The 25,732-nt window shown below is 58.3% G+C and carries 27 protein-coding genes and 1 tRNA gene; 10 read left to right on the top strand and 18 right to left on the bottom strand.

Translation table 11 applies throughout. The features are described from left to right. Nucleotides 1–43: 43 nt before the first annotated feature. Nucleotides 44–1,444: an argininosuccinate lyase gene (gene argH, locus ABFT80_RS04105; RefSeq protein WP_347970564.1), complete on the bottom strand. Its 1,401-nt coding sequence runs from the start codon at nucleotides 1,442–1,444 to the stop codon at nucleotides 44–46. A gap of 31 nt (nucleotides 1,445–1,475) precedes the next feature. Between argH and tlpA the strand changes: the two genes are divergently transcribed. The 5 genes from tlpA (at nucleotide 1,476) to ABFT80_RS04130 (ending at nucleotide 6,681) form a co-directional block, all read left to right on the top strand. Then, the gene (gene tlpA / locus ABFT80_RS04110; RefSeq protein WP_347970565.1) at nucleotides 1,476–2,171 is read left to right on the top strand and encodes a thiol:disulfide interchange protein TlpA; all 696 of its coding nucleotides are present in this window, start codon (nucleotides 1,476–1,478) and stop codon (nucleotides 2,169–2,171) included. Between the two features lie 224 nt (nucleotides 2,172–2,395). After that, nucleotides 2,396–3,706, top strand: coding sequence for a sn-glycerol-3-phosphate ABC transporter substrate-binding protein UgpB (gene ugpB / locus ABFT80_RS04115; protein ID WP_347970566.1), 1,311 nt, complete (start codon nucleotides 2,396–2,398; stop codon nucleotides 3,704–3,706). Between the two features lie 129 nt (nucleotides 3,707–3,835). Continuing rightward, nucleotides 3,836–4,723: a sn-glycerol-3-phosphate ABC transporter permease UgpA gene (ugpA, locus tag ABFT80_RS04120; RefSeq protein WP_347970567.1), complete on the top strand. Its 888-nt coding sequence runs from the start codon at nucleotides 3,836–3,838 to the stop codon at nucleotides 4,721–4,723. A gap of 45 nt (nucleotides 4,724–4,768) precedes the next feature. Continuing rightward, nucleotides 4,769–5,617, top strand: a complete 849-nt coding sequence (gene ugpE, locus ABFT80_RS04125) for a sn-glycerol-3-phosphate ABC transporter permease UgpE (protein WP_347970568.1) — start codon at nucleotides 4,769–4,771, stop codon at nucleotides 5,615–5,617. After that, a complete protein-coding gene (locus ABFT80_RS04130; protein ID WP_347970569.1) occupies nucleotides 5,617–6,681 on the top strand; it encodes a sn-glycerol-3-phosphate import ATP-binding protein UgpC in 1,065 nt (354 codons plus the stop codon). The genes ugpE and ABFT80_RS04130 overlap by 1 nt, the downstream gene beginning before the upstream one ends. 71 nt (nucleotides 6,682–6,752) lie before the next feature. Here ABFT80_RS04130 and ABFT80_RS04135 read toward each other — a convergent pair whose 3' ends face one another. The 7 genes from ABFT80_RS04135 to ABFT80_RS04165 form a co-directional block, all read right to left on the bottom strand. After that, on the bottom strand, nucleotides 6,753–7,532 hold the full coding sequence (locus ABFT80_RS04135) for an outer membrane protein (protein ID WP_347970570.1): 780 nt from the start codon (nucleotides 7,530–7,532) through the stop codon (nucleotides 6,753–6,755). 147 nt (nucleotides 7,533–7,679) lie between these two features. After that, entirely contained in the window at nucleotides 7,680–8,561 is an 882-nt protein-coding gene (locus ABFT80_RS04140) for a 3-hydroxybutyryl-CoA dehydrogenase (protein ID WP_347970571.1), read from the bottom strand. Between the two features lie 116 nt (nucleotides 8,562–8,677). Beyond that, complete coding sequence (locus ABFT80_RS04145) at nucleotides 8,678–9,607, bottom strand: electron transfer flavoprotein subunit alpha/FixB family protein (protein ID WP_347970572.1); 930 nt, start codon at nucleotides 9,605–9,607, stop codon at nucleotides 8,678–8,680. A gap of 28 nt (nucleotides 9,608–9,635) precedes the next feature. Continuing rightward, on the bottom strand, nucleotides 9,636–10,382 hold the full coding sequence (locus ABFT80_RS04150) for an electron transfer flavoprotein subunit beta/FixA family protein (protein ID WP_347970573.1): 747 nt from the start codon (nucleotides 10,380–10,382) through the stop codon (nucleotides 9,636–9,638). Nucleotides 10,383–10,583: 201 nt separating this feature from the next. After that, nucleotides 10,584–11,354 carry a rhomboid family intramembrane serine protease gene (locus ABFT80_RS04155; protein WP_347970574.1) on the bottom strand — a complete coding sequence of 257 codons (771 nt, stop codon included), beginning with the start codon at nucleotides 11,352–11,354 and terminating at the stop codon, nucleotides 10,584–10,586. Between the two features lie 48 nt (nucleotides 11,355–11,402). Continuing rightward, on the bottom strand, nucleotides 11,403–11,975 hold the full coding sequence (locus ABFT80_RS04160; protein ID WP_347970575.1) for a cob(I)yrinic acid a,c-diamide adenosyltransferase: 573 nt from the start codon (nucleotides 11,973–11,975) through the stop codon (nucleotides 11,403–11,405). Between the two features lie 12 nt (nucleotides 11,976–11,987). Continuing rightward, on the bottom strand, nucleotides 11,988–12,179 hold the full coding sequence (locus ABFT80_RS04165) for a twin transmembrane helix small protein (RefSeq protein WP_347970576.1): 192 nt from the start codon (nucleotides 12,177–12,179) through the stop codon (nucleotides 11,988–11,990). A 308-nt stretch (nucleotides 12,180–12,487) separates the two neighbouring features. Here ABFT80_RS04165 and ABFT80_RS04170 point away from each other — a divergent pair, with 308 nt between their 5' ends. Continuing rightward, entirely contained in the window at nucleotides 12,488–13,339 is an 852-nt protein-coding gene (locus ABFT80_RS04170) for a YihY/virulence factor BrkB family protein (RefSeq protein ID WP_347970577.1), read from the top strand. A 24-nt stretch (nucleotides 13,340–13,363) separates the two neighbouring features. Here the strand turns inward: ABFT80_RS04170 and ABFT80_RS04175 are convergent, their stop codons facing one another. Next, nucleotides 13,364–14,248: a DMT family transporter gene (locus ABFT80_RS04175; protein WP_347970578.1), complete on the bottom strand. Its 885-nt coding sequence runs from the start codon at nucleotides 14,246–14,248 to the stop codon at nucleotides 13,364–13,366. A gap of 82 nt (nucleotides 14,249–14,330) precedes the next feature. Next, nucleotides 14,331–15,206 carry a tRNA glutamyl-Q(34) synthetase GluQRS gene (gene gluQRS / locus ABFT80_RS04180; protein WP_347970579.1) on the bottom strand — a complete coding sequence of 292 codons (876 nt, stop codon included), beginning with the start codon at nucleotides 15,204–15,206 and terminating at the stop codon, nucleotides 14,331–14,333. A 70-nt stretch (nucleotides 15,207–15,276) separates the two neighbouring features. On the opposite strand from gluQRS, the gene ABFT80_RS04185 reads away from it, so the two are divergent. Next, nucleotides 15,277–15,945 carry a DNA-3-methyladenine glycosylase family protein gene (locus tag ABFT80_RS04185; RefSeq protein ID WP_347970580.1) on the top strand — a complete coding sequence of 223 codons (669 nt, stop codon included), beginning with the start codon at nucleotides 15,277–15,279 and terminating at the stop codon, nucleotides 15,943–15,945. Nucleotides 15,946–16,047: 102 nt separating this feature from the next. After that, nucleotides 16,048–16,605, top strand: a complete 558-nt coding sequence (locus tag ABFT80_RS04190; RefSeq protein ID WP_347970581.1) for an HNH endonuclease — start codon at nucleotides 16,048–16,050, stop codon at nucleotides 16,603–16,605. Between the two features lie 25 nt (nucleotides 16,606–16,630). On the opposite strand, the gene ABFT80_RS04195 is transcribed toward ABFT80_RS04190, so the two are convergent. Both ABFT80_RS04195 and ABFT80_RS04200 read right to left on the bottom strand, forming a co-directional pair. Continuing rightward, a complete protein-coding gene (locus ABFT80_RS04195) occupies nucleotides 16,631–17,149 on the bottom strand; it encodes a disulfide bond formation protein B (RefSeq protein WP_347970582.1) in 519 nt (172 codons plus the stop codon). A gap of 22 nt (nucleotides 17,150–17,171) precedes the next feature. Beyond that, nucleotides 17,172–17,759 carry a YqaA family protein gene (locus tag ABFT80_RS04200; protein ID WP_347970583.1) on the bottom strand — a complete coding sequence of 196 codons (588 nt, stop codon included), beginning with the start codon at nucleotides 17,757–17,759 and terminating at the stop codon, nucleotides 17,172–17,174. A gap of 257 nt (nucleotides 17,760–18,016) precedes the next feature. Between ABFT80_RS04200 and ABFT80_RS04205 the strand changes: the two genes are divergently transcribed. Then, nucleotides 18,017–18,101, top strand: a tRNA-Leu gene (locus ABFT80_RS04205). Between the two features lie 101 nt (nucleotides 18,102–18,202). On the opposite strand, the gene ABFT80_RS04210 is transcribed toward ABFT80_RS04205, so the two are convergent. The 6 genes from ABFT80_RS04210 to ABFT80_RS04235 all read right to left on the bottom strand — a co-directional run bounded on the left by ABFT80_RS04210 (nucleotide 18,203) and on the right by ABFT80_RS04235 (nucleotide 23,828). Continuing rightward, on the bottom strand, nucleotides 18,203–18,820 hold the full coding sequence (locus ABFT80_RS04210; RefSeq protein ID WP_347970584.1) for a L,D-transpeptidase: 618 nt from the start codon (nucleotides 18,818–18,820) through the stop codon (nucleotides 18,203–18,205). 95 nt (nucleotides 18,821–18,915) lie between these two features. Continuing rightward, nucleotides 18,916–19,320, bottom strand: coding sequence for a DUF2177 family protein (locus ABFT80_RS04215; protein WP_347970585.1), 405 nt, complete (start codon nucleotides 19,318–19,320; stop codon nucleotides 18,916–18,918). 59 nt (nucleotides 19,321–19,379) lie between these two features. Then, a complete protein-coding gene (locus tag ABFT80_RS04220) occupies nucleotides 19,380–19,922 on the bottom strand; it encodes a methylated-DNA--[protein]-cysteine S-methyltransferase (RefSeq protein WP_347970586.1) in 543 nt (180 codons plus the stop codon). Continuing rightward, the gene (locus ABFT80_RS04225; protein WP_347970587.1) at nucleotides 19,912–20,652 is read right to left on the bottom strand and encodes a 2OG-Fe(II) oxygenase; all 741 of its coding nucleotides are present in this window, start codon (nucleotides 20,650–20,652) and stop codon (nucleotides 19,912–19,914) included. The genes ABFT80_RS04220 and ABFT80_RS04225 overlap by 11 nt, the downstream gene beginning before the upstream one ends. Then, entirely contained in the window at nucleotides 20,649–21,701 is a 1,053-nt protein-coding gene (gene ada, locus ABFT80_RS04230; RefSeq protein WP_347970588.1) for a bifunctional DNA-binding transcriptional regulator/O6-methylguanine-DNA methyltransferase Ada, read from the bottom strand. The genes ABFT80_RS04225 and ada overlap by 4 nt, the downstream gene beginning before the upstream one ends. 147 nt (nucleotides 21,702–21,848) lie before the next feature. Next, nucleotides 21,849–23,828 (bottom strand): BCCT family transporter, encoded by a 1,980-nt coding sequence (locus tag ABFT80_RS04235; RefSeq protein WP_347970589.1) that lies wholly within the window; start codon nucleotides 23,826–23,828, stop codon nucleotides 21,849–21,851. A gap of 265 nt (nucleotides 23,829–24,093) precedes the next feature. Here ABFT80_RS04235 and ABFT80_RS04240 point away from each other — a divergent pair, with 265 nt between their 5' ends. After that, nucleotides 24,094–25,731, top strand: coding sequence for an AMP-binding protein (locus tag ABFT80_RS04240; RefSeq protein ID WP_347970590.1), 1,638 nt, complete (start codon nucleotides 24,094–24,096; stop codon nucleotides 25,729–25,731). The last annotated feature ends 1 nt before the right edge of the window (nucleotide 25,732 follow it).

The following is a 25,732-nucleotide window of genomic DNA, read 5'->3' on the forward strand; positions in this document are numbered from 1 at the left end:
TCGTGCCATTGCACCCCTTGGCGATCAATCCTGCTTGATGGATTTACGCCTTTGCAAGGCGCTTTTTCCAGTAGCGGATTTGCTTGCGCACTTCTGCGGGTGCCGTGCCGCCGAAAGATGTGCGGCTTTTTACGGAATTTTGCACCGAAAGAACGGAGAAAATGCCCTCGTTTATCGCCGAATTGATCGATTGCAGGTCCGAAAGAGACAGCTTTTCGAGGCCGATCTTGCGTTCTTCGGCCATTGCGACCGCTCTGCCGGTGACGTGATGCGCCTCGCGGAAGGGCAGGCCTGCTTCGCGGACAAGCCAGTCGGCAAGGTCGGTAGCCGTCGAATAGCCTGAACCCGCCGCCTTCTTCATCGCCGCAATGTTGATTTCCATGTCGCCGACCATTCCGGTCATCGCGGCAATCATCAGGTCGAGCGTTTCGGCGGTGTCGAAAACGGCTTCCTTGTCTTCCTGCATGTCCTTCGAATAGGAGAGCGGCAGACCCTTCATGACTGTCAAAAGCCCGATCAGATGGCCATTCACGCGGCCGGTCTTGGCGCGCACGAGTTCGGCCGCATCAGGATTTTTCTTCTGCGGCATGATCGAGGAACCGGTGGAAAAGCTGTCGGACAGGCGCACGAAACCGAATTGCGGCGTCGACCAGATGACGATTTCCTCGGCCAGACGCGAAAGATGCGTCGCGCAGATTGCCGCTATCGAAAGAAATTCCAGCGCGAAATCGCGGTCGGACACGCTGTCCAGCGAGTTGCGGGTCGGTTCGCGAAAGCCTAGCGCTTTCGCGGTTTTGTGCCGGTCGATGGGGAAGCCTGTGCCCGCAAGTGCCGCCGCACCGAGCGGGCTCTCGTCCAACCGCTCTACCGCATCCCGCACGCGCGAAAGATCACGCCCGAACATTTCGACATAGGCCATGCAATGATGCCCAAAGGTCACGGGCTGCGCGGTTTGCAGATGAGTGAAGCCCGGCATGACGCTGGCCGCATGTTCTTCGGCTCTGACGAGAAATGCCGCGATCAGGCCTTTAAGTGCCTCGGCGGTGCGGATCAGTTCGTCCTTTACCCAAAGGCGGAAATCGAGGGCAACCTGGTCGTTGCGAGAGCGCGCGGTGTGTAGGCGACCGGCGGCAGGGCCGATCAAATCGGACAAGCGTGCCTCGATATTCATATGAATATCTTCGAGCCGCGCCGAGAATTCGAATTTGCCGGTTTCGATCTCTTTCAAAATCGTGTTCAGGCCGTGAGCGATTTTCTCTTGATCTTCGCTCTTTATGATGCCCGTTTCGGCCAGCATTTCGGAATGGGCTAGCGAGCCGCGAATATCCTGCGCGTAAAGCTTTTTGTCGAAACCGATCGAGGCGTTGATCGCTTCCATGATTGCGGCAGGACCCGAGGCAAATCGTCCGCCCCACATCTGGTTGCTGGCCTTCTTCTCGCTCATTGTGGTAACCGGGCTCCGGAGATTTTAGAGTATGGCTAAGAAATTTATTCCGGTTCCGCGCCTTCTTTTGACCGCCGCTGTGGCAGGCGCGCTTGCCGGTGCGCTCGCGGTATATGTCAGCGTGACCCTGTCTGGCAACACGCCAGAGAGGGGACAAGCACCTGCGCAGCAGGCAGCAGCCATCAATGACGAGGCGGATATCGCCGCATGTGCTGCAAAGACCGAGAGGGCGAAGGCGCTGGGAAGTGCTGCAACCGGCGAGGTGGCCGCACTTTTGCCCGCCGATCCGCCCGTTTCGCTCAAAACCCTTGCGTTCAACGATCCTGACGGCAAGCCGATGACGCTGGCCGATCGCGCTGGCAAGATTTTGCTCGTCAATCTCTGGGCGACATGGTGCGCGCCGTGCCGTGAGGAAATGCCCGCCTTGAATGCGCTGGAAGAGGAAAAGGGCAGCGAGAAATTCGAGGTCGTCGCCGTCAACATCGATACGGGCGACGATACCAAGCCGAAGAAATTCCTGGCCGACACCAAGGTCGATAAGCTTGCCTATTACCGCGACAGCTCGCTCGGCCTGTTCAACGATCTCAAGAAACGCGGTCTGGCGCTCGGTCTGCCGGTTACACTGCTGGTCGATGACGAGGGCTGCCTGCTTGGACATATGAACGGTCCGGCGGAATGGTCGAGCCCCGATGCCAAGCGTTTGATCGACGCAGCGCTTACAAACTAATCCACATAAATTTGCCGGCGAACTTCCAGCGGGTGCTGTTTCCTTGTGAAGCAACGCCCGGCTAATGGTCGCGCGCATATTATGCGTGTTTCATCTTCCTTTCGCTTGCGTTTCGCTTGCGTTTTTCACAAAGTTGCAACAAAACCATTGTCCGACTGTCACATTCGGTCGATACTGCCCTTTGCGAGACTAAAACTTTCGCCAAGGAAAAACGGGAGAGAGACATGAGATTTCAAGGGCTTGCGGCCGGTGTAGCCGCGACTTTCACACTACTTTCGACTAGCGCTGCCTTCGCCGTAACCGAAATTTCGTGGTGGCATGCCATGACGGGTGCGAACAACGAAGTCGTCGAACGGCTTTCGAAAGAGTTCAACGAGAGCCAGAGCGAGTATAAAGTCGTTCCTGTTTTCAAAGGCACTTATCCTGAAGCGCTGAACGCAGGCATTGCCGCATTCCGTGCCAAGCAGGCACCGCACATCCTTCAGGTTTTCGACGCCGGAACGGGCGTGATGATGGCTTCGGAAGGTGCGATCAAGCCGGTAGCCGACATTCTTTCTGCAGGCGGCGAGGCGTTCGACAAGAGCAAATATCTCGCAGGCATCGTGGCTTATTATTCGAAGCCGGACGGTTCGATGCTTTCGTTCCCGTATAATTCCTCGTCGCCGATCCTTTATTACAACAAGGATATTTTCGAGAAAGCCGGGCTCGACGTCGATAATCCGCCGAAGACATGGGCGGAAGTCTGGGATGCCGCACGCAAGATCAAGTCCAGCAACGCCGCACAGTGCGGTTTCACTTCGACATGGCTGACCTGGATTCAGACCGAAAATTTCGCGGCCTGGAACAACCAGCAATACGGCACGAATGAAAACGGCATTGCCAATCTCGATGTCGAGCTGAAGTTCAACTCTCCTGAATTCGTCAAGCATTTTCAGGGCATCGCCGATCTCGCCAAGGAAGGCGTGTTCCGTTACGGCGGTCGCACGGCAGAAGCCAAGAACCTGTTCCTTTCGGGCGAATGCGGCATGCTGACCGAATCGTCGGGTGGACTTGGTGACGTGGTGAAGTCGGGCATGAATTACGGCACCGGTCAGCTTCCTTACGATGCCGACGCAGAAGGCGCACCGCAGAACACGATCCCGGGCGGTGCCAGCCTCTGGGTGTTCGACGGTAAGTCGGACGAGGAATATAAGGGCGTTGCAGCCTTCTTCGAATTCCTCTCGCAGACCGAAGTTCAGGCCAAGCTCCATCAGGTTTCCGGCTATCTGCCGGTGACGATGGCTGCTTATGAGGAAACCAAGAAGTCCGGCTTCTACGAAAAGAATCCGGGCCGCGAGATTCCGATCCAGCAGATGATGGGCGAGGCTCCGACGGAAAACTCCAAGGGCGTGCGTCTCGCAAACCTTCCGCAGGTTCGCGACATCATGAACGAGGAATTCGAGAAGATGCTCAACGGTCAGCAGACCGCGCAGCAGGCGCTCGACAGTGCCGTGACGCGCGGCAATGCAGCGATCCAGGAAGCGATCGACAACTAAGAAACGTCGAACAGAAGCCCGCGACCCTTGGGCTGCGGGCTTCTGCGATTGTCATGACCGGAGTTTTCTCCGTTTAGCCAGCAAGGCGAAATCCGCAAGCTGGCTTCATCGCATGTCGAGGAGCATTGATTGGCCGCCCCCAGAGTCGTCTTCCCCAACAAGGTCCTGCCCTATTTTCTGCTTGCGCCGCAGCTTGCGATCACGGCCGTATTTTTCTACTGGCCAGCCTCGCAGGCGGTCTATCAGTCGATGCTCAAGGAAGATCCGTTCGGCCTGAGAACACGTTTCGTCGGCCTCGATAATTTCAAAAAAGTGCTTGCCGATCCGGGCTATCTGAACTCCATGCAGGTGACGGCGATCTTCTCGATTGCCACTGCCGTACTCGCGATGGGTGTCGCGCTTGTTCTGGCCGTCATGGCCGACAGGATCGTGCGCGGTCGCGGCTTCTACAGAACCATGATGATCTGGCCCTACGCAGTTGCTCCCGCCATTGCGGGTATGCTGTGGCTGTTCATGTTCAACCCGTCGATGGGCACATTCGCCTATATGATCCGCTCCACCGGCTATAATTGGGACCCGTTGCTCAACGGTCCGCAGGCGATGACCCTTGTCGTGGCCGCCGCCGCATGGAAGCAGATCAGCTACAATTTCCTGTTCTTCGTGGCAGGTCTGCAGGCAATTCCGAAGACGCTGATCGAGGCAGCCGCAATCGACGGCGCCGGCGATACGAAGCGCTTCTGGACGATCGTCTTTCCGCTGCTCGCGCCGACGACCTTCTTCCTGCTGGTCATCAACACGACCTACGCTTTCTTCGACACGTTCGGCATCATCCATGCCGTTACCGGCGGTGGTCCAGGCAGGTCTACGGAGACGCTTGTCTACAAGGTTTACAATGACGGCTTCGTCAATCTGATCCTTGGCGATTCTGCTGCGCAGTCGGTGATCTTGATGGTCATCGTCATCGCGCTCACCGCTATTCAGTTCCGCTACGTGGAAAAGAAGGTGCACTATGGGTGATCTCTTTTCCTGGCAGTATCCATCCACGTTGCGGGGCATGAACGCATGATCGGACAAAGCCCGCTCCGCACATTCATCGGTCATGCCGTGCTGATCATCGGCATATTGATCGTTGCGTTTCCAATCTATTACACATTCGTCGCTTCGACCCATTCGCTGCAGACCATCCTGCGACCGCCTCTGCCGCTGCTTCCAGGCGGTCAGTTCTTCAAAAACTATTATGAAGCGATTTTCGGCGGTATCGGCCGTATCGGCGGCGTCGGTGTCGATCGACTGTTGCTCAACACGACCATCATGGCGCTGGGCATTGCAGTCGGAAAAATCTGCATCTCGATCCTTTCGGCCTATGCGGTTGTGTTCTTTCGTTTTCCGTTCCGCATGACCTTCTTCTGGCTGATCTTCATCACACTGATGTTGCCGGTCGAAGTTCGCATTCTGCCGACCTACAAGGTGATGGTCGATTTCGGTCTGATCGACACCTATACCGGGCTGATCCTGCCTCTGATGGCCTCGGCCACTGCAACGCTGCTGTTTCGCCAGTTCTTCCTCACAATTCCGGGCGAACTGGTCGAGGCCGCACGTGTGGATGGCGCAGGGCCGTGGCGGTTCTTCAAGGATATTCTGCTGCCGCTTTCGAAAACGAACATCGCGGCGCTTTTCGTTATCCTCTTCATCTATGGCTGGACGCAATATCTCTGGCCGCTTCTCGTCACCAACCGCAACGATATGAACACGATCGTTATTGCGCTTCGCAAGATGATCTCGTTTGCCGATGCGGATACGGAATGGCACCTCGTCATGGTCACCTGCATGCTGGCGATAATACCGCCGATCCTCGTGGTCGTTTTCATGCAGCGCTGGTTCGTGCGCGGTCTCGTCGATACGGAGAAATAATGGCAACCGTCGATCTGAAAGACGTCAGGAAAATCTATCCGGGCGGTGTTGAAGCCGTCAAAGGCGTATCCATACCTATTCCCGACAAGGCGCTGTGCGTTCTGGTCGGGCCTTCCGGCTGCGGGAAATCGACCCTGCTGCGCATGATTGCGGGGCTGGAAACGATTTCGGACGGAACGGTTTCCATCGACGACAAGGTGGTCAACGCGATTGGGCCGACCGAACGTGACATCGCGATGGTGTTCCAGAATTATGCGCTTTATCCGCATATGAAGGTCTACGACAATATGGCGTACGGACTGCGCAATCGCGGCACGCCGAAGGACGAGATCGACCGCCGGGTGCGCGAAACCGCAAAGACGCTGGAGCTTTCGCATCTTCTGGACCGCCGCCCGCGCGAGCTTTCCGGCGGTCAGCGCCAGCGCGTCGCGATGGGCCGCGCAATCGTGCGCAGCCCTAAGGTCTTCCTGTTCGACGAGCCGCTTTCAAATCTCGATGCCAAGCTGCGCGGGCAGATGCGCGTCGAGATCAAGAATTTGCAGCGTTCGCTTGGCGTGACATCTGTTTACGTGACGCACGATCAGCTTGAGGCGATGACGCTTGCCGATGTGCTGGTCGTCATGAATGCCGGATTGGTCGAGCAATCGGGCGCACCGCTGGATATTTACGAAAAGCCGGCTTCGACATTTGTCGCGAGTTTCATCGGCGCGCCGCCGATGAATTTGATGGCTGTCCAGCGCGGGGCAAACGGTCTGAACTTCACCAACGGTGTGGCCGTGGGCGTCGATGGCCCGGCCAACGCCGCAACGCTCGGTGTGCGGCCGGAGGACGCCGATGTCGCGTTCACTTCGGATGTACCTTCGGGTGCAGTCGTGCTTCCTGCAGAGGTCGAAGCCGTAGAGCCGGTCGGCTCGGAAAGCTTCCTCTATTGTGCGGCAGGCGGGCAGCGAATTGTCGTGCGCGTCGGCGGCCGTGCGACAGCCAGCCCCGGCGACCAGTTGCGCGTCGTCGCCCGTGCGGAAAAGCTGCACTGGTTCGATGAGAACGGCAAGCGCGTCGAATAATTACGCCTCCTGCGTATGCAATAAAAAATGGCGGCCCCAAAGGCCGCCATTTTCACGAAGTCCTTTAGCTATCAGAAGCGATACGAAAGCTTCATCTGCACTGTGTGGAAATCGAAGTCGCCGTCGCTGCCGGTCAGGTTCGTTCCTGCGCTGCCTGGTGCGCCGAAAGGTCCGTTGACCAGATTGGCGGTGAAATCGTTGCCGCCGAGATTGGTGTAGAGATATTCGAGACCAAGCGAGATTTTCTGCGTGACCTTGGCTTCGACGCCTGCGCCGACCGTATAGCCGATGTCGTTATCCTGACCGCCAGACGTGTTGAACGCGGCGCCAGAACCCGGCTGCGAGTATGAGAAATCGACCTTGCCGTAAGCGATACCACCCGTTGCATAAGCAAGAATGCTTGGCGTTACGGTGTAGCCGATGCGTGCGCGCAGGGTGGCTAGATAATCGAGATCGCGACCGATCGTGTAGGTCGCAGGCGTGATCGAGCGGCCCTGCTGAACGTCGCCGATGTCGGTTCCGGTCAGGTCGAGTATGCCGCCGACGACGATCTGGCCGAACTGCCAGTCATAACCGACATGCACACCGCCGATTACGCCATTGTCGAAATCACCCGAAAAGCCAGGCGCGAAAGCGGTCTGAAGACCGGGCGTGAACGGGCTCAGATTGATGACGCCGCTGTCGCCGCCGAATGCCCCACCGATCTGGACACCGGCATAGAAGCCGGTCCAATCACCAACGGGTACGATTTCTGCCATAGGAGGCTGTGGTTCCACGTCCATGACAGCATCGGCTGCGAACGCTGGAAACGAAAGAATGGCAAAAGGTGCCAGAACGAGTAGTTTTCTCATAAGCTTTTTCCCATTTTTGCCCAAGACGCGGCAGGAACGGGAAGGTGAGTGGTAAGTTTCACCGTGCATCATCTTTTTGACGCAACTTCGACACGATCGCGTCGCGACTGTGTTCAATATGACGCAATTCGTGGTTTGGCGATGCTTCTAGCGCGTTGGAACGGGATGTTCGCCGCGATAATCGTAGAAGCCGCGACCGGCTTTCCGGCCAAGCCAGCCTGCTTCGACATATTTCACCAGAAGCGGGCAGGGGCGATATTTCGAATCCGACAGGCCGTCATGCAGAACCTGCATGATCGACAGGCAGGTATCGAGGCCGATGAAATCCGCCAGTTGAAGCGGCCCCATCGGATGGTTCGCGCCGAGCTTCATAGCGGTGTCGATGGCCTCGACAGAGCCTACACCCTCGTAGAGCGTGTAGATCGCTTCGTTGATCATCGGCAAAAGGATGCGATTGACGATAAAGGCCGGAAAATCTTCCGAAACCGTGATCGTCTTGTCGAGTTTTTGCACGAAAACCTTCGCGCTTTCGAAAGTGACGTCCTCGGTTGCGATGCCGCGCACGAGTTCGACCAGCTTCATCACCGGAACCGGGTTCATGAAATGAATGCCGATGAAGCGTTCGGGCCGATCCGTCTGCGCGGCGAGGCGGGTGATCGAGATGGAGGAGGTGTTGGTCGCCAGAATCGCTTCAGGGTTCAGCTTGGGGCAAAGCTGAGCGTAGATCTTGCGCTTGACGGTTTCGTCTTCGGTCGCTGCCTCGATCACCAGATCGGCGGCAGCCAGATCGTCCATCGTTTTGGCGGGAGAAATCTTTTTCAGAGCGCTCTGGCGCAGTTTTTCGTCCAGCTTGCCGGTGCTGACTTGGCGGGCCATGTTGCCGCTGATCGTCGCGATGCCGGTTTCGATACGGTCCGGGGAAATGTCGTAAAGCAGAACATCGAAGCCTGCCATCGCAGCGACATGCGCGATGCCGCCACCCATCTGACCCGCGCCGACAATGCCGACCGTCTGGATTTTGCCGTTCATTACACTGATCCCGTCGTGGAGCTTGTTTCGCTCCGTTCTTGTGCAGTGCAAACTAAATGGCCGGAGTAGTTGCGTCTACCCCGGCCATCACGATTTAATTCATTTGTTGGAAGGCGTCACAGGGCCTTCTGGAGTTCCGGCAGGATGGTGAAGAGGTCGCCGACGAGGCCGTAATCTGCGACCTGGAAGATAGGGGCTTCCTCGTCCTTGTTGATGGCGACGATCACCTTCGAGTCCTTCATGCCGGCCAGATGCTGGATGGCGCCGGAGATGCCGACAGCAATGTAGAGGTCGGGTGCGACCACCTTGCCGGTCTGGCCGACCTGCCAATCGTTCGGGGCATAGCCCGCATCGACTGCGGCGCGCGATGCACCGACGGCGGCACCGAGCTTGTCGGCAACCGGCAGGATGACTTCCTCGAACTTCTCTGCCGAGCCCAGCGCGCGGCCACCGGAAATGATGATCTTGGCCGAGGTCAGTTCCGGACGGTCGCTTTCCGACAGGCGGTTTTCGATGAAGGTCGAAAGGCCTGGGTTTTCCGCAGCACTGACGGTTTCGACGGAAGCCGAGCCGCCTTCGCCCGCTGCCTGGAAAGAGGCGGTGCGCACTGTGATGACCTTCTTGGCCTCAGTCGACTGAACGGTCTGGATGGCGTTGCCTGCATAGATCGGACGCTTGAACGTGTCGGCCGAAACGACTTCTACGATTTCGGAAATCTGCGCGACATCGAGCAGTGCGGCAACGCGCGGCGCGACGTTCTTGCCGGCAGCGGTTGCCGGGGCAAGGATCGTGTCATAGTCGCCAGCAAGCTTGACGACGAGTGCCGCAAGCGGCTCGGCCAGACGCTGTTCGAGTTCGTCGGCCTCGGCGAGCAGCACCTTGCGTGCACCTTTCAGCTTGGCTGCGGCATCGGCGGCAGCTTTCGCGCCCTTGCCTGCAACCAGCACATCGACGTCCGCGCCGATCTGCAGCGCTGCGGTCAGCGCCTTGGCGGTCTGGTCCGAAACGGTTTCGTTGTCGTGTTCTGCGATCAGAAGAATTGCCATTATATTCTTGTCCTTTTCTCTTCCGAATTCAGATAACGCCAGCGGACTTCAGGCTCGACACCAGCTCAGCCACATCCTTGACCTTGACGCCAGCCTTGCGGCCCTGTGGCTCCTCGGTCTTGAGAACCTTCAGGCGCGCCGTGACGTCTGCACCGAAATCGGCGGCGGTCTTTTCGTCCAGCGGCTTCTTCTTGGCCTTCATGATGTTGGGCAGCGATGCATAACGCGGCTGGTTCAGGCGAAGATCGGTGGTCACGATTGCCGGAAGCTTCAGCTCGACCGTCTGCAAGCCGCCATCGACTTCGCGCGTCACCTTGGCCTTGTCGCCGTCGATCTCGACCTTGGAGGCGAAGGTGCCCTGGCTCCAGCCAAGCAGCGCCGAAAGCATCTGGCCGGTCTGGTTGGCGTCGTCGTCGATCGCCTGCTTGCCCAGGATCACGAGGCCCGGCTGCTCCGCATCGACCACGCCCTTCAGAACCTTGGCAACGCCCAGCGGCTCGACTTCACCGTCGACCTTGACCAGGATCGCGCGGTCGGCACCCATGGCGAGTGCTGTACGCAAGGTTTCCTGCGCCTGCTGCGGTCCGATCGAAACCACGATGATTTCTTCGACCTTGCCGGCTTCCTTAAGGCGGATGGCCTCTTCAACAGCGATCTCGTCGAACGGGTTCATCGACATCTTCACATTGGCAAGCTCGACGCCCGATCCATCCGACCGAACACGGATTTTCACGTTGTAATCCACAACCCGCTTAACCGGGACCAATACTTTCATGGAGCTTCACCTCTTTGACGAATTCATAGACTGATTAGCAGAGGCCGGGATGGCGGAATTGTCGCTGACCGACATGCAAAGCAGCAAAAATGACACTGATCTCATGTCCCGGTGGCTATAGGCTTCCGGAATTGTGGCGGACCCTAGTCAGACCAAAGCCGAGCGTCAATATACAGACTGACGCGCTAATCGTTTGAAAGCCTATTGGCGGCCCCACCGCGGCGCGGGTTCGGCTCTCGCCGGACTGACTGCGCTCTTCTGCTCTACCTCCACCGCCTTCGGCGTCACGATCTCCTTGTCGAGAAGCGGCACGGCACGCCGTCTCAGGATGACGACGAGGACGGCACCGGCAATGATGCCGCCGACATGGCAAGCCCAGGAAACCTGGTCCTCGCCGCCGCCCAGAAACATCAGGAACTGGAAGGCGATCCAGAGCGCCAGCGTGATGTAGGCGGGAATGCGAAGCGGAATTCGCCCGAATGCGAGTATCCAGATTTTCACGCGCGGATGCAGGATCAGATAGGCCGCAACTATGCCCGCTATCGCACCTGACGCTCCGATGAGCGGCGCCTGCGATTCCGGTGCGACGATGCCGTGAAAGAAGGCACCGAAGGCCGCGCAGAGAAGGTAGAAAATCAGATAGCGAAGATGGCCGAGCGCGTCTTCGACATTGTCGCCGAACACCCACAGAAACAGCATGTTGCCGCCGAGATGGAAGATGTCGCCATGCAGGAACGCATAGGTGATGTAGGTCATCTTCTCTGGCACGATGACCAGTTCAGGGGAGAGATCGACATGGTCGAAGGCCACGGAGGGTATGTAGCCCAGCCCGTAGACCGCAGCGCCGGTAAATGTGTCCGACCCCAGATTGACGACCAGAAACATGATGACATTGAGCGCGATAAGCCCGATCGTCACATATTGCAGTTTGATGTTTTTCAGGCTGTTTGCGTCATGAAGCGGAATGAACATGGGCGCTTCCGCTCCTTGGATTTTAATTGAGCATCGGAATGGTGCCGATCAGCGATTTTTACCCGGAATCCATAGCACATCGGAATTTCCGTTGTCATTCACGGTGCGCGAGGCAACGAACAGGAAATCCGAGAGCCGGTTTATGTAGCGCAAGCCTTCCGGGCTTATCGTTTCCTGGGCGGAAAGCGCGACCATCGAGCGTTCGGCGCGGCGCGAAACCGTCCGTGCCAGATGGAGCGCTGCCGAAGCTGCAGAACCGCCCGGGAGCACGAAGGATTTCAGCGGCTGGAGATCGGCGTTCAGCCTGTCGATGTCGGCTTCGAGGCGCTTCTCCTGCGCATCCACGATGCGCAGCGGTTCGTATTTTGGGTTTTCTTCGGTAGGCGTGGCGAGGTCTGCGCCGAGATCGAAAAGATCATTCTGGATCAGGCCGAGCATCACGTCGAGTTCGGGATGCGCTTGCGCCGTATGAATACGGGCAAGGCCGACGCAGGAATTGGCTTCGTCCACCGTGCCGAAGGCTTCAATCCGCAAATCCGACTTCGCGCGCCGCTCGCCGCTTACCAGGCCCGTCGTACCGTCGTCGCCAGTGCGGGTGTAGATCTTGTTCAGCTTGACCATGAAATCTCCATTTTAGGAGCGGTTGAAGTAGACCGCGAGCAGGATCAGCACGAGTGCCACGGCCTGCAGGAGAACGCGCATCTGCATGAGCTTGTTGGACGTGTTTCCAGAGCCGCCGCGCATCATGTTCGCGAGGCCGCGAACCAGAACGATGACGAGCGCGACAAGCACGAGAATAGCGAGGATGTTGAATACGGTTGCCATCTGATTTTCCGGATGAAGGCAGCGCTCTGAATGGCCGGATCAGGCCCCGGACGCATGAAGCCGGCAGAGCACGAAGGCCGGCAGGATGCGCTTGAGAATCAATTTCGACTTGCGTCGGCTTCATACTACATAGTGCGATGGCGCGGACCACAGAAGAGCATGCGGCAAATGCACAAATCGGCAAATGCCGGACTTATCAATGATTGTGCGCAACTCCACTATCGTGCAACGCGTATCTCGCCATAGGTTGCCATTTGCGGCATTCCTTTCCCATATTCATACCGGGGAGACAATGGCGTGGAGATTTGATGCGCAGGATCGCGGCGACAAGACGGATTCTCTACGACGCGCTTGGCCATTTCAACAATGACGACGGCTGGTCTATGGCCAGTCATCTGGCGATTTCGGCATTGATGGCGCTTTTTCCGTTTCTCATCTTCGCCACAACGCTGGCCAGCTTCCTTGGCGCGCAGGCTTTTTCCGAAACAGCCGTGCATCTCGTTTTCGATACGTGGCCTGATCAGATCGCAGCACCCATCGCCCGCGAAGTGGTGAACGTGCTAACCGTGCAGCGCACCGATCTGCTCACCTATGGCGTTGTGCTGGCCGCCTTCTTCGCGTCCAATGGCATTGAGGCGCTGCGCACCTCGCTCAACCGCGCCTACCGCGTCACCGAAACGCGAAGCTTCATCTACCGGCGTCTTCAGAGCCTGCTTTTCGTGATGATCGCGACCGTCGGCTTCGTGGCAATCAGCGTGTTGCTGGTCTTCGCGCCACTGATCGCGCGCGTTGCCGAGGCCAATTTCGAGTGGATCGAACCCTATATGGGCACGATAACGCTGTGGCGGTTCATCATTGCATCGACGGTCATCGTTCTTGGCCTGATCGCGGTGCATGTCTGGCTACCGGCGGGGCATCGCCGTTTCACGGCAATCGTGCCGGGCATCATCTTCACGCTCATTGCGTGGCTGGCCGGATCGACCATTTTTGCGGCCTATCTCGACAATTTCTCTTCCTATGTCACGACCTATGCGGGCTTGGCCTCGATCATGATCGCGATTGTGTTTTTGTATATCGTTTCGTTGATTTTCATTCTGGGTGGGGAGCTTAATGCTGCCATCAGCCGGTATCTGGAAGCGCGGGCGCGGGTGGGCGGGTGAGCCTCGAAGGACGCACCAAAATACCTAGAACGATTTCGGCGTCTTGTTCCTGCCCGTCGCAAGCCACACACCGGCCGTTGCAATCGCCATACCCAGTATCTGGATCGGCGAGAGCGTTTCGTTGAAAAGTGCCCAGGCCATCACCGCTGTTACCGACGGCACGAGGTAGAAAAGCGACGAGACTTTCGCCATTTCACCTTCGCGGATCATCACCATCAGCAGGAATATCGCGCCGATGGAAAGCACCAGAACGAGCCATGCGAGGGCGAAGAACAGTTCTCCGTTGAAGGTGATCTGCTGCGTTTCGAACAGGGCTGAGGCAATGATCATCAAGACGCTGGCGCCCGCATATTGCCAAAGCGCCCCGTTGAGAAGGCTTCCGCCACCGGCATAGCGCTTTTGCCAGATCGTGCCGGCGCTCATGCCGAGCACGGCAAGGAAAGACGCGGCAACCGTTGCGGCAGTGATGCCGCTGGAGACGTCTCCAAGTTTTGGTGAAAGCACGATCACGACACCGATGAAGCCGATTGCCAGCCCGATCCAGTGCTTGGGCAAGACTTTTTCGCCAAGCAGTCTTCCAGCGAGGATTGCGGTGAACAGTGGCTGGATGCCTGCGACCAGCGCCGACATGCCGGCGGGCAACCCATGATGGATCGCCCAGAAGGCGCTGCCGAGATAGACGCCGTGCATCAAGGCGCCGGCGATGGCCGCGTGCATGGCTTGCTGAAGCGTCGCGCGCTGTTCGCGCAGTATCAGCACGAGCAGCAGAAGCAGCAGGAACGCGATGATGAAGCGCAGGCCCAGAAAGGTGAACGGCTCGGCCCATGGCATCGCATAGCCCGCGCCGATGAAACCTGTGGCCCATAATAGAACGAAAGTCGGCGGTATGAGCCGTTTGAAAGAGATCATGTCGGCTGCTTAGTGCAGTTGGCCGAAGCAGGCAAAGGCAAAGCATTGATCCATGATTGAGTTTCTCTGATCGAGCGGCACTCTAAAGGCCAACGATCTGCCTGATCTCATCTGCGGTTACACCATTGTCGCGTAGGGTGGAGATTCCGGTATCGCCGCTGCTTTTCGAAAGCTTTCGCCCATCAGCTCCGAGAATAAGTTCGTGATGGAAATAGCGCGGCGCGGGCAGGCCCAGCAATTGCTGGAGAAGCCGCTGCACGCCGGTTGCGAGGAACAGGTCGCGGCCACGCACGACATGGGTGATGTCCTGCAGGGCGTCATCGACGACCACGGATAGGTGGTAACTCGTCGGTATGTCACGCCGTGCGATGATGACGTCGCCCCAGCTTTCCGGTCTGGCTGCGACCGAATTTTCAACGCTCAAGGTCTGATCTGCAAACTCGGTCCAGTGCAGATCGCGCCCGATGCGTTTCAACGCAGCATCCATATCGAGACGCCATGCGAAAGGTTCGCCGTCTTCGATCCGCCGGTTTCTTTCTACTGACGAAAGCGTCTTGTCCGCGCCGGGGTAAAGCGGCGCGCCGTCGGGGTCGCTCGGCCAGTTTCTGCCGCGGCGCTCCGTATCCGAAATGAAGGCGCGGATTTCCCCGCGGCTCATGAATGACGGGTAGACCAGTTCGTCTCGCGCAAGGCGCTGCAATGCCGCCTCATATTCGCGAAAATGATCGGATTGGCGCCGGACAGGTTCTTCCCATGACAGGCCGAGCCATTTCAGATCATCGTAGATCGCGGCTTCAAATTCCGGCGTGCAACGCGTGATGTCGATGTCTTCGATGCGCAGCAGAAGCCGCCCCGCGGAGGCATCGGCCAGCTTCGCATTGAGCAGCGCGGAATAGGCGTGGCCCAGGTGCAACGCGCCGTTGGGGCTCGGCGCAAAACGAAAGACGGGGCTTTTCATTGGTGTCAAAACCGGATTGTGCGTCTCATCGATCGATTGCTACTTTGCAGTGAAAGGCGGAACAAGACCAATGCAGCGCATTTCCACGCTTGATGACATATCCGCAGGCCTCGAAGAGCTTTGCCGCATCGATGCCCGGCTGGACAAGGTCCGCATGATGGCGGGCGATGTGCCTTTGCGTCTGGCTGAACCTGGCTTCATGAGCATCGCCTCGATCATCGTTTCGCAACAAGTGTCGCGCGCCAGTGCGGATGCGATTTTCGGCAGGCTGGTAAGATTGCTCGACCCGCTGACGCCGCAAGCGGTTTTGAATGCCGGTGGAGATGTGTTCCGCGAGGCCGGTCTTTCGCGTCCGAAACAGCGGACATTGCTGGCGGTCGCGGCTGCGGTGAATGACGGCCTTGACCTCAACCACCTTTGCGAACTGCCCGCCGAGGAGGCGATGGCGCAACTCACCGCCGTCTCGGGCATCGGTCGCTGGACGGCGGAAGTCTATCTGCTTTTCTCCGCCGGGCACCCCGACATTTTTCCGGCAAAGGATGTCGCGCTGCAAAGCGCTGTCGGCCACGCATTGGGCATTTCACCGCGTCCGAATGAGAAGGAACTGATCGGTCTGGCCGAATCATGGTCGCCCTTCAGAGGCGTCGCTTCGCGTCTTTTCTGGGCCTATTATCGCGAGATGCGGGGTCGCGAGGGGGCACCACCTGTGCAAACCGCTAAAAAAGCCGCAAAATCATGATGTTTTGCTGTGTGATGTGCCGCTGAAATCGCTTCACATCCCTGTCATGTCGGGCTTACAGTATCCGAACCGATCGGTTTTATACCAAGGAGGTGATTTGAAGTGACGGTTGCCGTGTCTCCGGATGGGCTTCCAGCGCTGGTGCTGAATGCGGACTACCGCCCGCTCAGCTATTACCCCCTTTCGCTGTGGTCTTGGCAGGATGCAATCAAGGCGGTTTTTCTCGACCGCGTGAACATCGTTGCCGAATATGAGCATGCAGTGTCTTCGCCGACATTTTCGATGAAGCTTCCGAGCGTCGTCAGCCTGAAGAGCTATGTGAAGCCGTCGCGCTTTCCAGCCTTCACCCGCTTCAATGTTTTCCTTCGCGATCGTTTCCAGTGCCAATATTGCGGCACGCACGAAGATCTGACCTTCGACCATGTCACGCCGCGCCGCTGCGGCGGTGCGACGACATGGGAAAACGTGGTCGCGGCCTGCTCCCCCTGCAATCTGCGCAAGGGCGGGCTTATGCCGGTCCATGCCAAGATGTGGCCGCAGCAGAAACCCTATCGGCCAACCGTGCAGGATCTGCACAATAATGGCCGCCTGTTTCCGCCCAACTATCTGCATGAAAGCTGGATGGATTATCTTTATTGGGATGTCGAACTGGAGCCGTAAACCGGGTTCAGATCAGGACCGCGCTTTACTTCGCCTTTGCGAAGGCTCCGCGCAGCGCAATCGCGCCAAGCACAAGGCTGGCCAGCGCATTCCAGCCCGCGAAGGACAGTCCAAGCACACGCAGCGATGCATGATCGCAGGATGGCGGGATCACCGTGTTGATCGAATCCAGAATGCCGCCGCCGCTGCCTGCGGAAGGGGCCGCGACCGCACCGCAATCGGCAGGGCCTGCCCACCATCCCCATTCGACGCCGGCATGTTTTGCGCCCAGATAGAGGCTGAAAGCCATGATGGCGGCGCCGATGAGAAGCAGGCCGCGCGTGAGCCAGGAAGGCCAATGCAGCGTCGATGAGAGCGCGGCAAAAGCCATGAGCGGCACGCCTACATAATAAGGCATGCGCTGCTCAAGGCAGAGCTTGCAGGGGATGTAGCCGCCAATATGCTCGAAACCCAATGCCGTCCCGACCGTGATCGCCATCGCCAGGGTGAGGAAAATCGCCGTCATTTTTTGCGTGGTGCCGGCAGGCGAGGTGATCGCGGTCATTGTGTGCGTCCGAGCTGACTTGCTAATGCAGATAAGTGATCAGGAAATAAAGCAATATAAGGACGGCGGCACCCCCTGCTGCAAGCATGCCGAGGCGCTTTTCGATGAACTCGCGGATCGGTTCGCCATATTTGCGCAGCAGCCAGGCGAGGAAGAGGAAACGTGCACCGCGCGCCAGAATGGCCGAGATGATGAAGATGCCGAGATTGACGTGCATCACGCCTGCCAGAATGGTCACAACCTTGATCGGCGGCAGATGCGAAAGGCCGGATGTGACCAGCATGAGGATGATGAAGCCCATGCCCGACGATGTGCGCAATTCCTCGAAGGCTTCGAACTTGCCGTAGAATTCCAGAACAGGCTTGGCGATGGTTTCATAGGCGTAATAGCCGAGAAAATATCCGGCTATGCCGCCGAGTACCGATGCGACGGTTGCGATGAGGGCGTAGCGATATACTTTGTCGGGGCGCGAAAGCGCCATCGGCAGATAAAGCACGTCTGCCGGGACCAGAAATACCGAGCTTTCGACAAAAGCGATGAAGGCCAGCCACCATTCGGCGGATTTTCGCGCGGCGAGCGACAGCGTCCAATCGTAAAGTCTGCGAAGCATTCGGTCTCCTTTAAGTATGTCGCCCGAAAGCGGGAACCGGCTTCGGGATAGTGACATGCGTAAGAACAAAGACATAAAGCGCGGTGCGCTTTGAACTGGCGGGTCTTCGTAGATAGATTTCTTGCAGTGCACAATGGCTGGCGCTTCACGAATCGTTGCCATCATGACAGTTGACGACGCAGGCTGGAGCGTATAGTGCCCGGAAATCCCCTCCATCAGGGGGGCAATCGCTGCGCAAAATTTTTGCGAAGCGACGTGCGGGTGTGGTGGAACTGGTAGACGCGCCGGACTCAAAATCCGGTTCCGCAAGGAGTGTCGGTTCGATTCCGACCACCCGCACCACTTTTTATATCTCACGCCAGTTCGCTGTGCTCACGGCTCCGATGGGGCGGCCTGACCGGCCGACGGGCGGTCGCCCTTTTAAAGCCGTCGCGGTTTAATAGTTACGCCTGAAGCACGACCACCTGTGTTCCGGGCTCGACTCGCTGGTAGAGGTCGATGACGTCATGATTGAGCATGCGAATGCAGCCGCTCGACATTGCGTGGCCGATCGATTGTGGCTGGTTGGTGCCGTGGATGCGGAACATGGTGTCGCGACCACCGCGATAGAGGTAAAGCGCGCGAGCACCCAGCGGATTGTTCGGTCCACCTTGCAATCCGCCCGCATAGCGAAGATTTCGGTCCGGATCGCGCCGGATCATGTTGTCGGTCGGCGTCCATGTCGGCCATTCGGCCTTGCGGCCGACAGTGGCGCCGCCGCGAAGCGCCAAACCGGCCTTGCCGACGCCCACCCCGTAACGGATCGCACGGCCATTGCCGAGGACGTAGTAGAGATAACGGTTCGGCGTATCGACGACGACCGTATTTGCCCGGTGTGGGCTTTCATATGCGACTTCCCGGCGCCGAAGCTCTGGCTTGATGCGGTCGAGCGGCATTGCGGCCAGTGGAAAGCGTTCTTCGGGAATGGCGGCATACATCAGCGCCGGAGGCGGTGAGCCCGTGGAGCACCCCGCAAGTGTGAGTGAGAAACCGACCAGAAAAGTCCGCCTCGTAACCGTCATTCGCCCGCCCTCGTCAAATGTGATGTCGAGTTATGGAATTAGGGCAATTATGGTTAATAATGGGTTGACGATATCCTAAGCGGTTGTTCGTATTGCTATTTCGAGAATGCGTTTGCGATCAGAAAGCCGACCGTTGCAGACGCACCGGTGAGAATCGTTCCCCAGCCGATGTCGACGACAGACAGCATCGTCGACCAGTTCTTCATCACGGCTTGGTTGGTCAGATCGTAGGTGGCGTAGGCAAAGAAGCCGAACAGCGCGCCGTAGGTCAGCGCCGTCGTCCAGCGTCCATCGTTCAGCGCAGGGGTGATCGCGAAGATCATGACGCCGACGAGATAGATGAAATAGAAAGCTGCGGCTGGCGCTATCCTGAACCCTTCGAGCGCGGACTCAGCCATGATCGGCTTGTAGAAGGACGGACCCATCCGCGAGAGCCAGAGAGCATCGAGCACCAGAAATGCGAGGCCGGTCGCGATATAGGCAATCAGGTAGGTTTTCATCGGCCGGCTCCGTTGGCGTGTTTTTCTGCCAGCAGATACGTGGCGCTTTGCAATTCGGATCAGGCGGAGTGCCCGGAAAAGCGGGCCTCGTGGTCGAGAAGCCAGCGCTTTCGCTCCAACCCGCCGCCATAGCCAGTCAAATGCCCGCTTGCGCCGACGAGGCGGTGGCACGGTATGATGATGGAAATCGGATTGGCGCCATTGGCATGACCGACCGCGCGGGGCGATTGCGTCCGCTCGATTCTTTGGGCAAGTGCTGCGTATGTTGTCGCTTTACCGGCCTGCAGGCGGCGCAGCTCCGCCCATACCGTTTCCTGAAAGGACGTGCCGCCCGCTTTGGTGGGGATGGTGTTAATCGCGGACAATTCACCCGCGAAATAGGCGCTCATGGCGTCTCTTGTCTGTGCCGGTCCGTGGCCTGGTAAAAGCGTATAACGAGCGGTGCCCAACCGCCGGTCGAGCATCGTGCGCAGGCGTAAATCGCGATCCGCAAACTCCCCGGCGCGCAGAATGCCTTCATCGTCCGCGACAATCAGGAAATCCCCAATCGGCGTTGCAAGCGTGTCGACGGTCAGTCTGAGGATCGCGGCGCTATTTTGCATCGTGGAAGATCAGCCCGACCGTATGACGCTGGCCGCTGCGGACACGGCTGACGCCATGGCGCAGATTGACCCGGTAGTCGCCGCGCGTTCCGCGAACGGGTCGCTCACGCACGGCGAAAATTACGGCATCGCCCTGCGTCAGCGGAACGACTTCGGCGCGGCTCTGCATGCGTGGCCGCTGTTCGGTCAGCACGAATTCGCCGCCGCTGAAATCCGCGTCCGGTTTTGAAAGCAGGATTGCCACCTGAAGCGGAAATGCCAGATCGCCGTAAATATCCTGATGCAGGCAGTTGAAGTCGCCCGAACCATATTGCAGCAGAAGCGGTGTCGGGCGCGTCTGTCCTGCATCGTGGCATAGTTTCAGATAGTCCGAATGCTGCGCAGGATAGCGCTGGTCGATGCCAAGGCGTTCGTGCCATTCGTTTGCGACGATTGCCAGATGCGGATAAAGCGCACCGCGCAGCCCGCCCAGCAGATCCGGCAGCGGATAGCGAAAATAGCGATATTCACCTTTGCCGAAGCCGTGCCGCGCCATGTGGATATGGCTTCGGAAGTGGTCTTCCTGCGGATAGAGCGCGGCAATCGCCTCGCATTCGTCCGGTGAAAGCAGGTCGCTCATCACCGCGCAGCCATAGGCGTTCAGATCGTCGGTGAGTGCCTGCCAGTCGAACGAACTGACGCGATCCTCGATCGCGTCAGTATTGTCGATTGTCTTTGCCAGCGCACTCATGACTTTGCCTCGCGGTCGAGCAAGGCGCGCTTGCGATCCACCCCCCAGCGGTAGCCGGAAAGTGCGCCATCGTTTCTAACGACGCGGTGGCACGGAATGGCGATGGCAATCTTGTTGGCCGCGCAGGCCTGCGCCACGGCACGAACGGATTTCGGTGCGCCGATGCGCTCGGCAATGTCGGTATAGCTCGCCTTCTCACCTGCCGGAATATCCCGCAATGCCTGCCAGACGCGCTGCTGGAACACCGTGCCGTGAATATCCAATGGCAGGTCGATGCCACGGTCCGGCTTCTCCACCATGCCGACCACGCTTGCCACGAGCTTGTCGAAATCAGGATCGTCGCCGACCAGACTTGCGTTCGGAAAGCGGTCCTGGAGATCGCGCGCCAGTTGATCCGGGTCGTCGCCCATGAAGATCGCGCAGACGCCCTTTTCACTGCGCGCTACGAGGATGGAACCCAACGAGCATTCGCCTATCGCGAATTTGATTTCGATATCGGCACCGCCGGAACGAAATTTCGTTGGAGTCATGCCGAGCACCGCATTCGATTTCTCATAAAAGCGGCTGTTGGAGCCGAAACCGGCGCTGTAGATCGCGTCCGTCACATTGCCGTCGCCGCTGGTGAGTTCATCACGAACACGTTTCGAACGGCGCGCCGTGGCGTAGGCTTTCGGCGTCAGTCCGGTGACAGATTTGAAAACGCGGTGGAAATAATAGCTGCTCATGCCGGCGTTTTGCGCGAGCGTATCCAAGGCGGGAATCTCTTCGGCATTTTCGATCATGCGGCATGCCTCTGAAACGATGCGCGCATGATTTTCCGTCTGCGACGCCTCGTTGGGTCGGCAGCGCTTGCAGGGGCGAAAGCCTGCTTTCTCCGCGTCTTCGCAGCTTTCGTAAAAAGCGACATTCTCCGGCTTTGCCAGCCGCGACGGGCAGGCTGGGCGGCAATAGACGCCGGTCGTCTTGACGGAATAGACGAAGCGTCCGTCGAAAGCGGCATCGCGCTGTTGAAGGACCTGCCAGCGCGGGTCCTGTTCTGTGAGGTTCATGGCTTCAGCTTTCAAAGGCTGATTGGTTCTCAAGGCAAGGGTCATTGTCTTTGTCCCAAATGTTTATCGTGCCTTGGAACCTAGCGGAAGGTGCGGGACGCCTCACTCCGATCCTTGCTGTCAAATCCGGAAGTGTTCGACGCTATCTTAAATATGCTCCGGTGCCGCTGTAACAAGAGAAGTCTCCGTGGACTGGGTGAGTGCCAGATAGCGTTCGAACTGCACCAGAACATCGTTGATGATCTGATCTTCGGACATGCCCATAATGTCGTAGCCGCGGCTGCCGTCCGAGAAGAAGGTTCGCGCCTCGTAGCGAAGCTCCATCTTGGCCGCTTCGAAAGCCGAGAATGCGGGCAGCTTATGTTCGGCCCGCTGCACGCCATAAGAGAAGTTCCTGACGTCATCGGCAGGCGCAGTCAGACTTACCGCGCCGGTCTCGTCATTTGTGACGACCTCGGCATGACGGTCCTTTTTTCTCAGCTCCTTCGCCACCGAGTTGAGCGCGGGAAGGACGGATTTCTCGATGAAACGATCGACATCCTTGTCGTCCGGCGCGTTCATGATGAGTGCGAGACGGCGTTGCCATGTCAGGCCGGATGCCGGTTGCGCCTGCGGAATGCCCCCCGAATGAGCGCTCTTTTGCGCAACATCGGCTTTCATGCCTTTGAACAACGCCCAGACCAGAACCAGCATCACGATAGAAAAGGGCAGTGCTGTCGCGATCGTCGCGGATTGCAGCGCAGCCAGACCGCCCGTCAGAAGCAAAACGGATGCGACGATACCTTCCAGCGCGCACCAGAAGACACGCTGAAGCGTGGTTGTTTCGGTTTCGCCGCCAGCCGCGATCGTATCGACGACGAGAGAGCCGGAATCCGAGGAGGTTACGAAGAATATCGCGACAAGAATGACGGCAAGCGTCGAGGTTATGGCCGGGAAGGGCAGGTACTGGAAGAACTGGAACAGCGCCACCGACAAATCGTCCGCAACGGCTGCCGAAAGCGCGCCGTTGGCGACCGTCGTGTCGATAATCATCGCCGTGTTGCCGAAAACGGTCATCCATAAAAAGGTGAAGCCTGCCGGGATGAACAGGACCGCGATGACGAATTCACGCACGGTGCGCCCGCGCGAAATGCGGGCGATGAACATGCCGACGAATGGCGACCAGGAAATCCACCACGCCCAGTAGAAAAGCGTCCATGTGTCGATCCAGGGGGTAGGCTCATATGCATAGATATTGAACGTGCGCAGCAGGAAGGAATCGAGATAGAGGCCGATATTCTGCACGAAATCGCGCATCAGTTCTGCTGTCGGTCCAACGATCAGCACAAACAGCATGAGCACGATGGCCGCCAACAGATTGATCTCGCTCAATATGCGCACGCCCTTGTCGAGACCGGAAATGACGGAGAGCGTCGCGACGGCTGTGATGACGGCGATAAGGGCGACCTGAATGAAGACGGAAACGGGAACGCCGAGCAGGAAGTTCAGCCCGGCGTTGATCTGCAGAACACCGAAGCCGAGCGACGTTGCAAGGCCGAAGACCGTGCCGCATATGGCGAAAATATCGACGGCGTGGCCAATCGGCCCGTTAATTCTGCCTTTCAGCAAAGGGTAGAGGCCGGAGCGGATCGTCAGCGGCAGATTGTAGCGATAGCCGAAATAGGCCAGCGAAAGACCGACAACCGCGTAGATCGCCCAAGCGTGGATTCCCCAATGGAAGAAGGTTACGGCCATCGCTTCGCGCTGGGCGGCAATCGTCAGCGGATCTGCTTCCGGCGGGGCCGCGTAGTGCGTCATCGGTTCGCCGACCGCGAAATACATGAGGCCGATGCCCATGCCTGCGGCAAACAACATCGCCATCCATGACAGATACGGAAAATCCGGTTCGGAATCGTCCGGCCCAAGCTTCAAATCGCCGAAACGACCGAATGAAAGCAGGATAACGGAAATCAGGAAGATGCCGACTGCCAGCAGATAGAGCCAGCCAAAATTGGCAAGGATGTTCGATTGCAGAGCGCCGAACAGCAATTCTGCGCGATCCGGCATGATCGCGCCGATGCCAACGAAGATTGTTATGATGGCGACCGATCCGAAAAAGACGGGCGGGTTGATGACGAATTTGGGCATGTGAATATGCGCCCCCTCTGCAATAAAAAATGCGCCGCGATGCTTGCGGCGTTCACGTAAAAATCGGTTCGTATATCCCCGCGCCCCCAGCAATCGGCGCAATTGCCGTCTGAACGTCATTGAACAAACCGCTGCGGCGCGATTGGGTTCCAAAATCGAGTGCGAATTCTGGACCAAGGTCTGAGGATTGACGCGGGCGCGCTTGCGGCTGTAATTCGTGCGAGGTCTTTTCAGGCACGGCAATTCAGGAGCGCGGCCGAACGCAATGCTCGAACGGCGCGATACGTATAAGGCGCTCTACGGCGATTTTCGCTGGGAGATACCGCAGCGATTCAACATCGGCGTTGCCGTGTCCGATGTTTGGGCGGCGCGTGATTCAGAGCGCATTGCGCTTATCGGCTACAAGGCCGAAGGTGCCCCCGATCTTCTCACATTCGGTGCGCTGGCAGGCCGTTCAAACGCCTTGGCAAACGGGCTACGGGCGCTAGGGATAAAGCGCGGCGATCGTGTCGCACTGCTGCTTCCGCAAAGTTTCGAGACGGCAATCGCGCACGTCGCGCTCTACAAGCTCGGCGCAATCGTGGTGCCGCTGGCGTTGCTGTTCGGTGTGGAAGCGCTGGAATACCGGCTACAGACGGCGGGTGTGCGCGCAATCATCACCAATGAGGCCGGTCACGCAAAGCTTGCGAAGATAAGCACCCGCCTGCCCATGCTGGAGCAGATCGTCACGACGGAAGGCTCTGCAAAGGGCTCGGTCGATTTTCATCGATTGCTGGCGGATTGTTCGCCTGATTTCGTTGCCGAAGACACCAGCCCGAACGATCCGGCGATGATGATTTTCACATCCGGCACGACGGGTCCGCCTAAGGGGGCGCTGCATGGCCACAAGGTCTTGCTCGGGCATCTGCCGGGCATCCAGATGGCCTATGATTTTCTGCCGCAGCCGGGAGACATTATGTGGACGCCTGCCGACTGGGCTTGGGCTGGCGGGTTGCTCAATCTCCTGCTGCCGAGCCTCTATTTCGGATTGCCGGTGGTATGTGGACGCTTCGACAAATTCGAGCCGGAAGCCGCACTCGGACTGCTTGAAAAGATGAAAGTGCGCGGTGCGTTCATCCCGCCGACGGCGCTGCGCATGATGAAAGCGGTTCCCGACATTACGAGCAATTTTAATCTGAAGCTTCGCACAGTTGGCACCGCCGGGGAGTCGCTCGGGCGCGAAACCTATGAATGGGCGCAATCCGAACTCGGACTGACGGTGAACGAGTTCTACGGCCAGACGGAATGCAACGCGGTTCTGGCATCCTGTGTCGCACTCGGCGTCAGCCGTGGTGGCGCTATCGGCCTGCCGGTTCCCGGCCATGAAGTTGCGGTGATCGATGGGTCAGGACGCCCGGTCAAATCCGGCCAGCCGGGGCAGATCGCGATACGCAGTCCAGACCCGGTGATGTTTCTCGAATATTGGGAAAATCCGGCAGCGACCAAAGCCAAGTTCATCGGCGACTGGATGATCACCGGCGATCAGGGTGTCGCCGACCGCGACGGTTATGTCCATTTCTTCGGGCGCGACGACGATGTCATCACCTCGGCGGGATTCCGCATCGGCCCCGGCGAAATCGAAGACTGTCTGACCGGGCATCCGGCAATCGCGCTTGCTGCCGCAGTGGGCAAGCCGGATGCTGTGCGTACCGAGATCGTCAAAGCCTATGTGGTGCTCAAGGACAATGTTGCGCCAAGCGACGAACTGGCCGCCGATATAAGCCTATGGGTGCGCGAGCGGCTTTCGGCGCATGAATATCCGCGCGAGGTGGAGTTCGTCGATTCCATGCCGCTGACGACGACGGGCAAGGTCATCCGCCGCATCTTCCGCGACCGCGCCAAACGCGAGGTGGTGGCGTGGTAGA

The organism is Foliimonas ilicis (genome assembly GCF_039939195.1).
Classification (GTDB): Bacteria; Pseudomonadota; Alphaproteobacteria; order Rhizobiales; family Rhizobiaceae; genus Foliimonas; species Foliimonas ilicis.

Coding starts and splice junctions, on each gene's coding strand:
- ABFT80_RS04175 (WP_347970578.1), bottom strand. CDS start 14,248: ATGATCTCTTTCAAACGGCTCATACCGCCGACTTTCGTTCTATTATGG.
- ABFT80_RS04155 (WP_347970574.1), bottom strand. CDS start 11,354: ATGTTCATTCCGCTTCATGACGCAAACAGCCTGAAAAACATCAAACTG.
- gluQRS (WP_347970579.1), bottom strand. CDS start 15,206: ATGAAAAGCCCCGTCTTTCGTTTTGCGCCGAGCCCCAACGGCGCGTTG.
- ABFT80_RS04165 (WP_347970576.1), bottom strand. CDS start 12,179: ATGGCAACCGTATTCAACATCCTCGCTATTCTCGTGCTTGTCGCGCTC.
- ABFT80_RS04210 (WP_347970584.1), bottom strand. CDS start 18,820: ATGACGGTTACGAGGCGGACTTTTCTGGTCGGTTTCTCACTCACACTT.
- ABFT80_RS04225 (WP_347970587.1), bottom strand. CDS start 20,652: ATGAGTGCGCTGGCAAAGACAATCGACAATACTGACGCGATCGAGGAT.
- ABFT80_RS04130 (WP_347970569.1), top strand. CDS start 5,617: ATGGCAACCGTCGATCTGAAAGACGTCAGGAAAATCTATCCGGGCGGT.
- ABFT80_RS04135 (WP_347970570.1), bottom strand. CDS start 7,532: ATGAGAAAACTACTCGTTCTGGCACCTTTTGCCATTCTTTCGTTTCCA.
- ada (WP_347970588.1), bottom strand. CDS start 21,701: ATGAACCTCACAGAACAGGACCCGCGCTGGCAGGTCCTTCAACAGCGC.
- argH (WP_347970564.1), bottom strand. CDS start 1,444: ATGAGCGAGAAGAAGGCCAGCAACCAGATGTGGGGCGGACGATTTGCC.
- ABFT80_RS04170 (WP_347970577.1), top strand. CDS start 12,488: ATGCGCAGGATCGCGGCGACAAGACGGATTCTCTACGACGCGCTTGGC.
- ABFT80_RS04160 (WP_347970575.1), bottom strand. CDS start 11,975: ATGGTCAAGCTGAACAAGATCTACACCCGCACTGGCGACGACGGTACG.
- ugpB (WP_347970566.1), top strand. CDS start 2,396: ATGAGATTTCAAGGGCTTGCGGCCGGTGTAGCCGCGACTTTCACACTA.
- ABFT80_RS04240 (WP_347970590.1), top strand. CDS start 24,094: ATGCTCGAACGGCGCGATACGTATAAGGCGCTCTACGGCGATTTTCGC.
- ABFT80_RS04200 (WP_347970583.1), bottom strand. CDS start 17,759: ATGCTTCGCAGACTTTACGATTGGACGCTGTCGCTCGCCGCGCGAAAA.
- ABFT80_RS04215 (WP_347970585.1), bottom strand. CDS start 19,320: ATGAAAACCTACCTGATTGCCTATATCGCGACCGGCCTCGCATTTCTG.
- ABFT80_RS04220 (WP_347970586.1), bottom strand. CDS start 19,922: ATGCAAAATAGCGCCGCGATCCTCAGACTGACCGTCGACACGCTTGCA.
- ugpE (WP_347970568.1), top strand. CDS start 4,769: ATGATCGGACAAAGCCCGCTCCGCACATTCATCGGTCATGCCGTGCTG.
- ABFT80_RS04235 (WP_347970589.1), bottom strand. CDS start 23,828: ATGCCCAAATTCGTCATCAACCCGCCCGTCTTTTTCGGATCGGTCGCC.
- ABFT80_RS04195 (WP_347970582.1), bottom strand. CDS start 17,149: ATGACCGCGATCACCTCGCCTGCCGGCACCACGCAAAAAATGACGGCG.
- tlpA (WP_347970565.1), top strand. CDS start 1,476: ATGGCTAAGAAATTTATTCCGGTTCCGCGCCTTCTTTTGACCGCCGCT.
- ABFT80_RS04150 (WP_347970573.1), bottom strand. CDS start 10,382: ATGAAAGTATTGGTCCCGGTTAAGCGGGTTGTGGATTACAACGTGAAA.
- ABFT80_RS04140 (WP_347970571.1), bottom strand. CDS start 8,561: ATGAACGGCAAAATCCAGACGGTCGGCATTGTCGGCGCGGGTCAGATG.
- ABFT80_RS04185 (WP_347970580.1), top strand. CDS start 15,277: ATGCAGCGCATTTCCACGCTTGATGACATATCCGCAGGCCTCGAAGAG.
- ABFT80_RS04145 (WP_347970572.1), bottom strand. CDS start 9,607: ATGGCAATTCTTCTGATCGCAGAACACGACAACGAAACCGTTTCGGAC.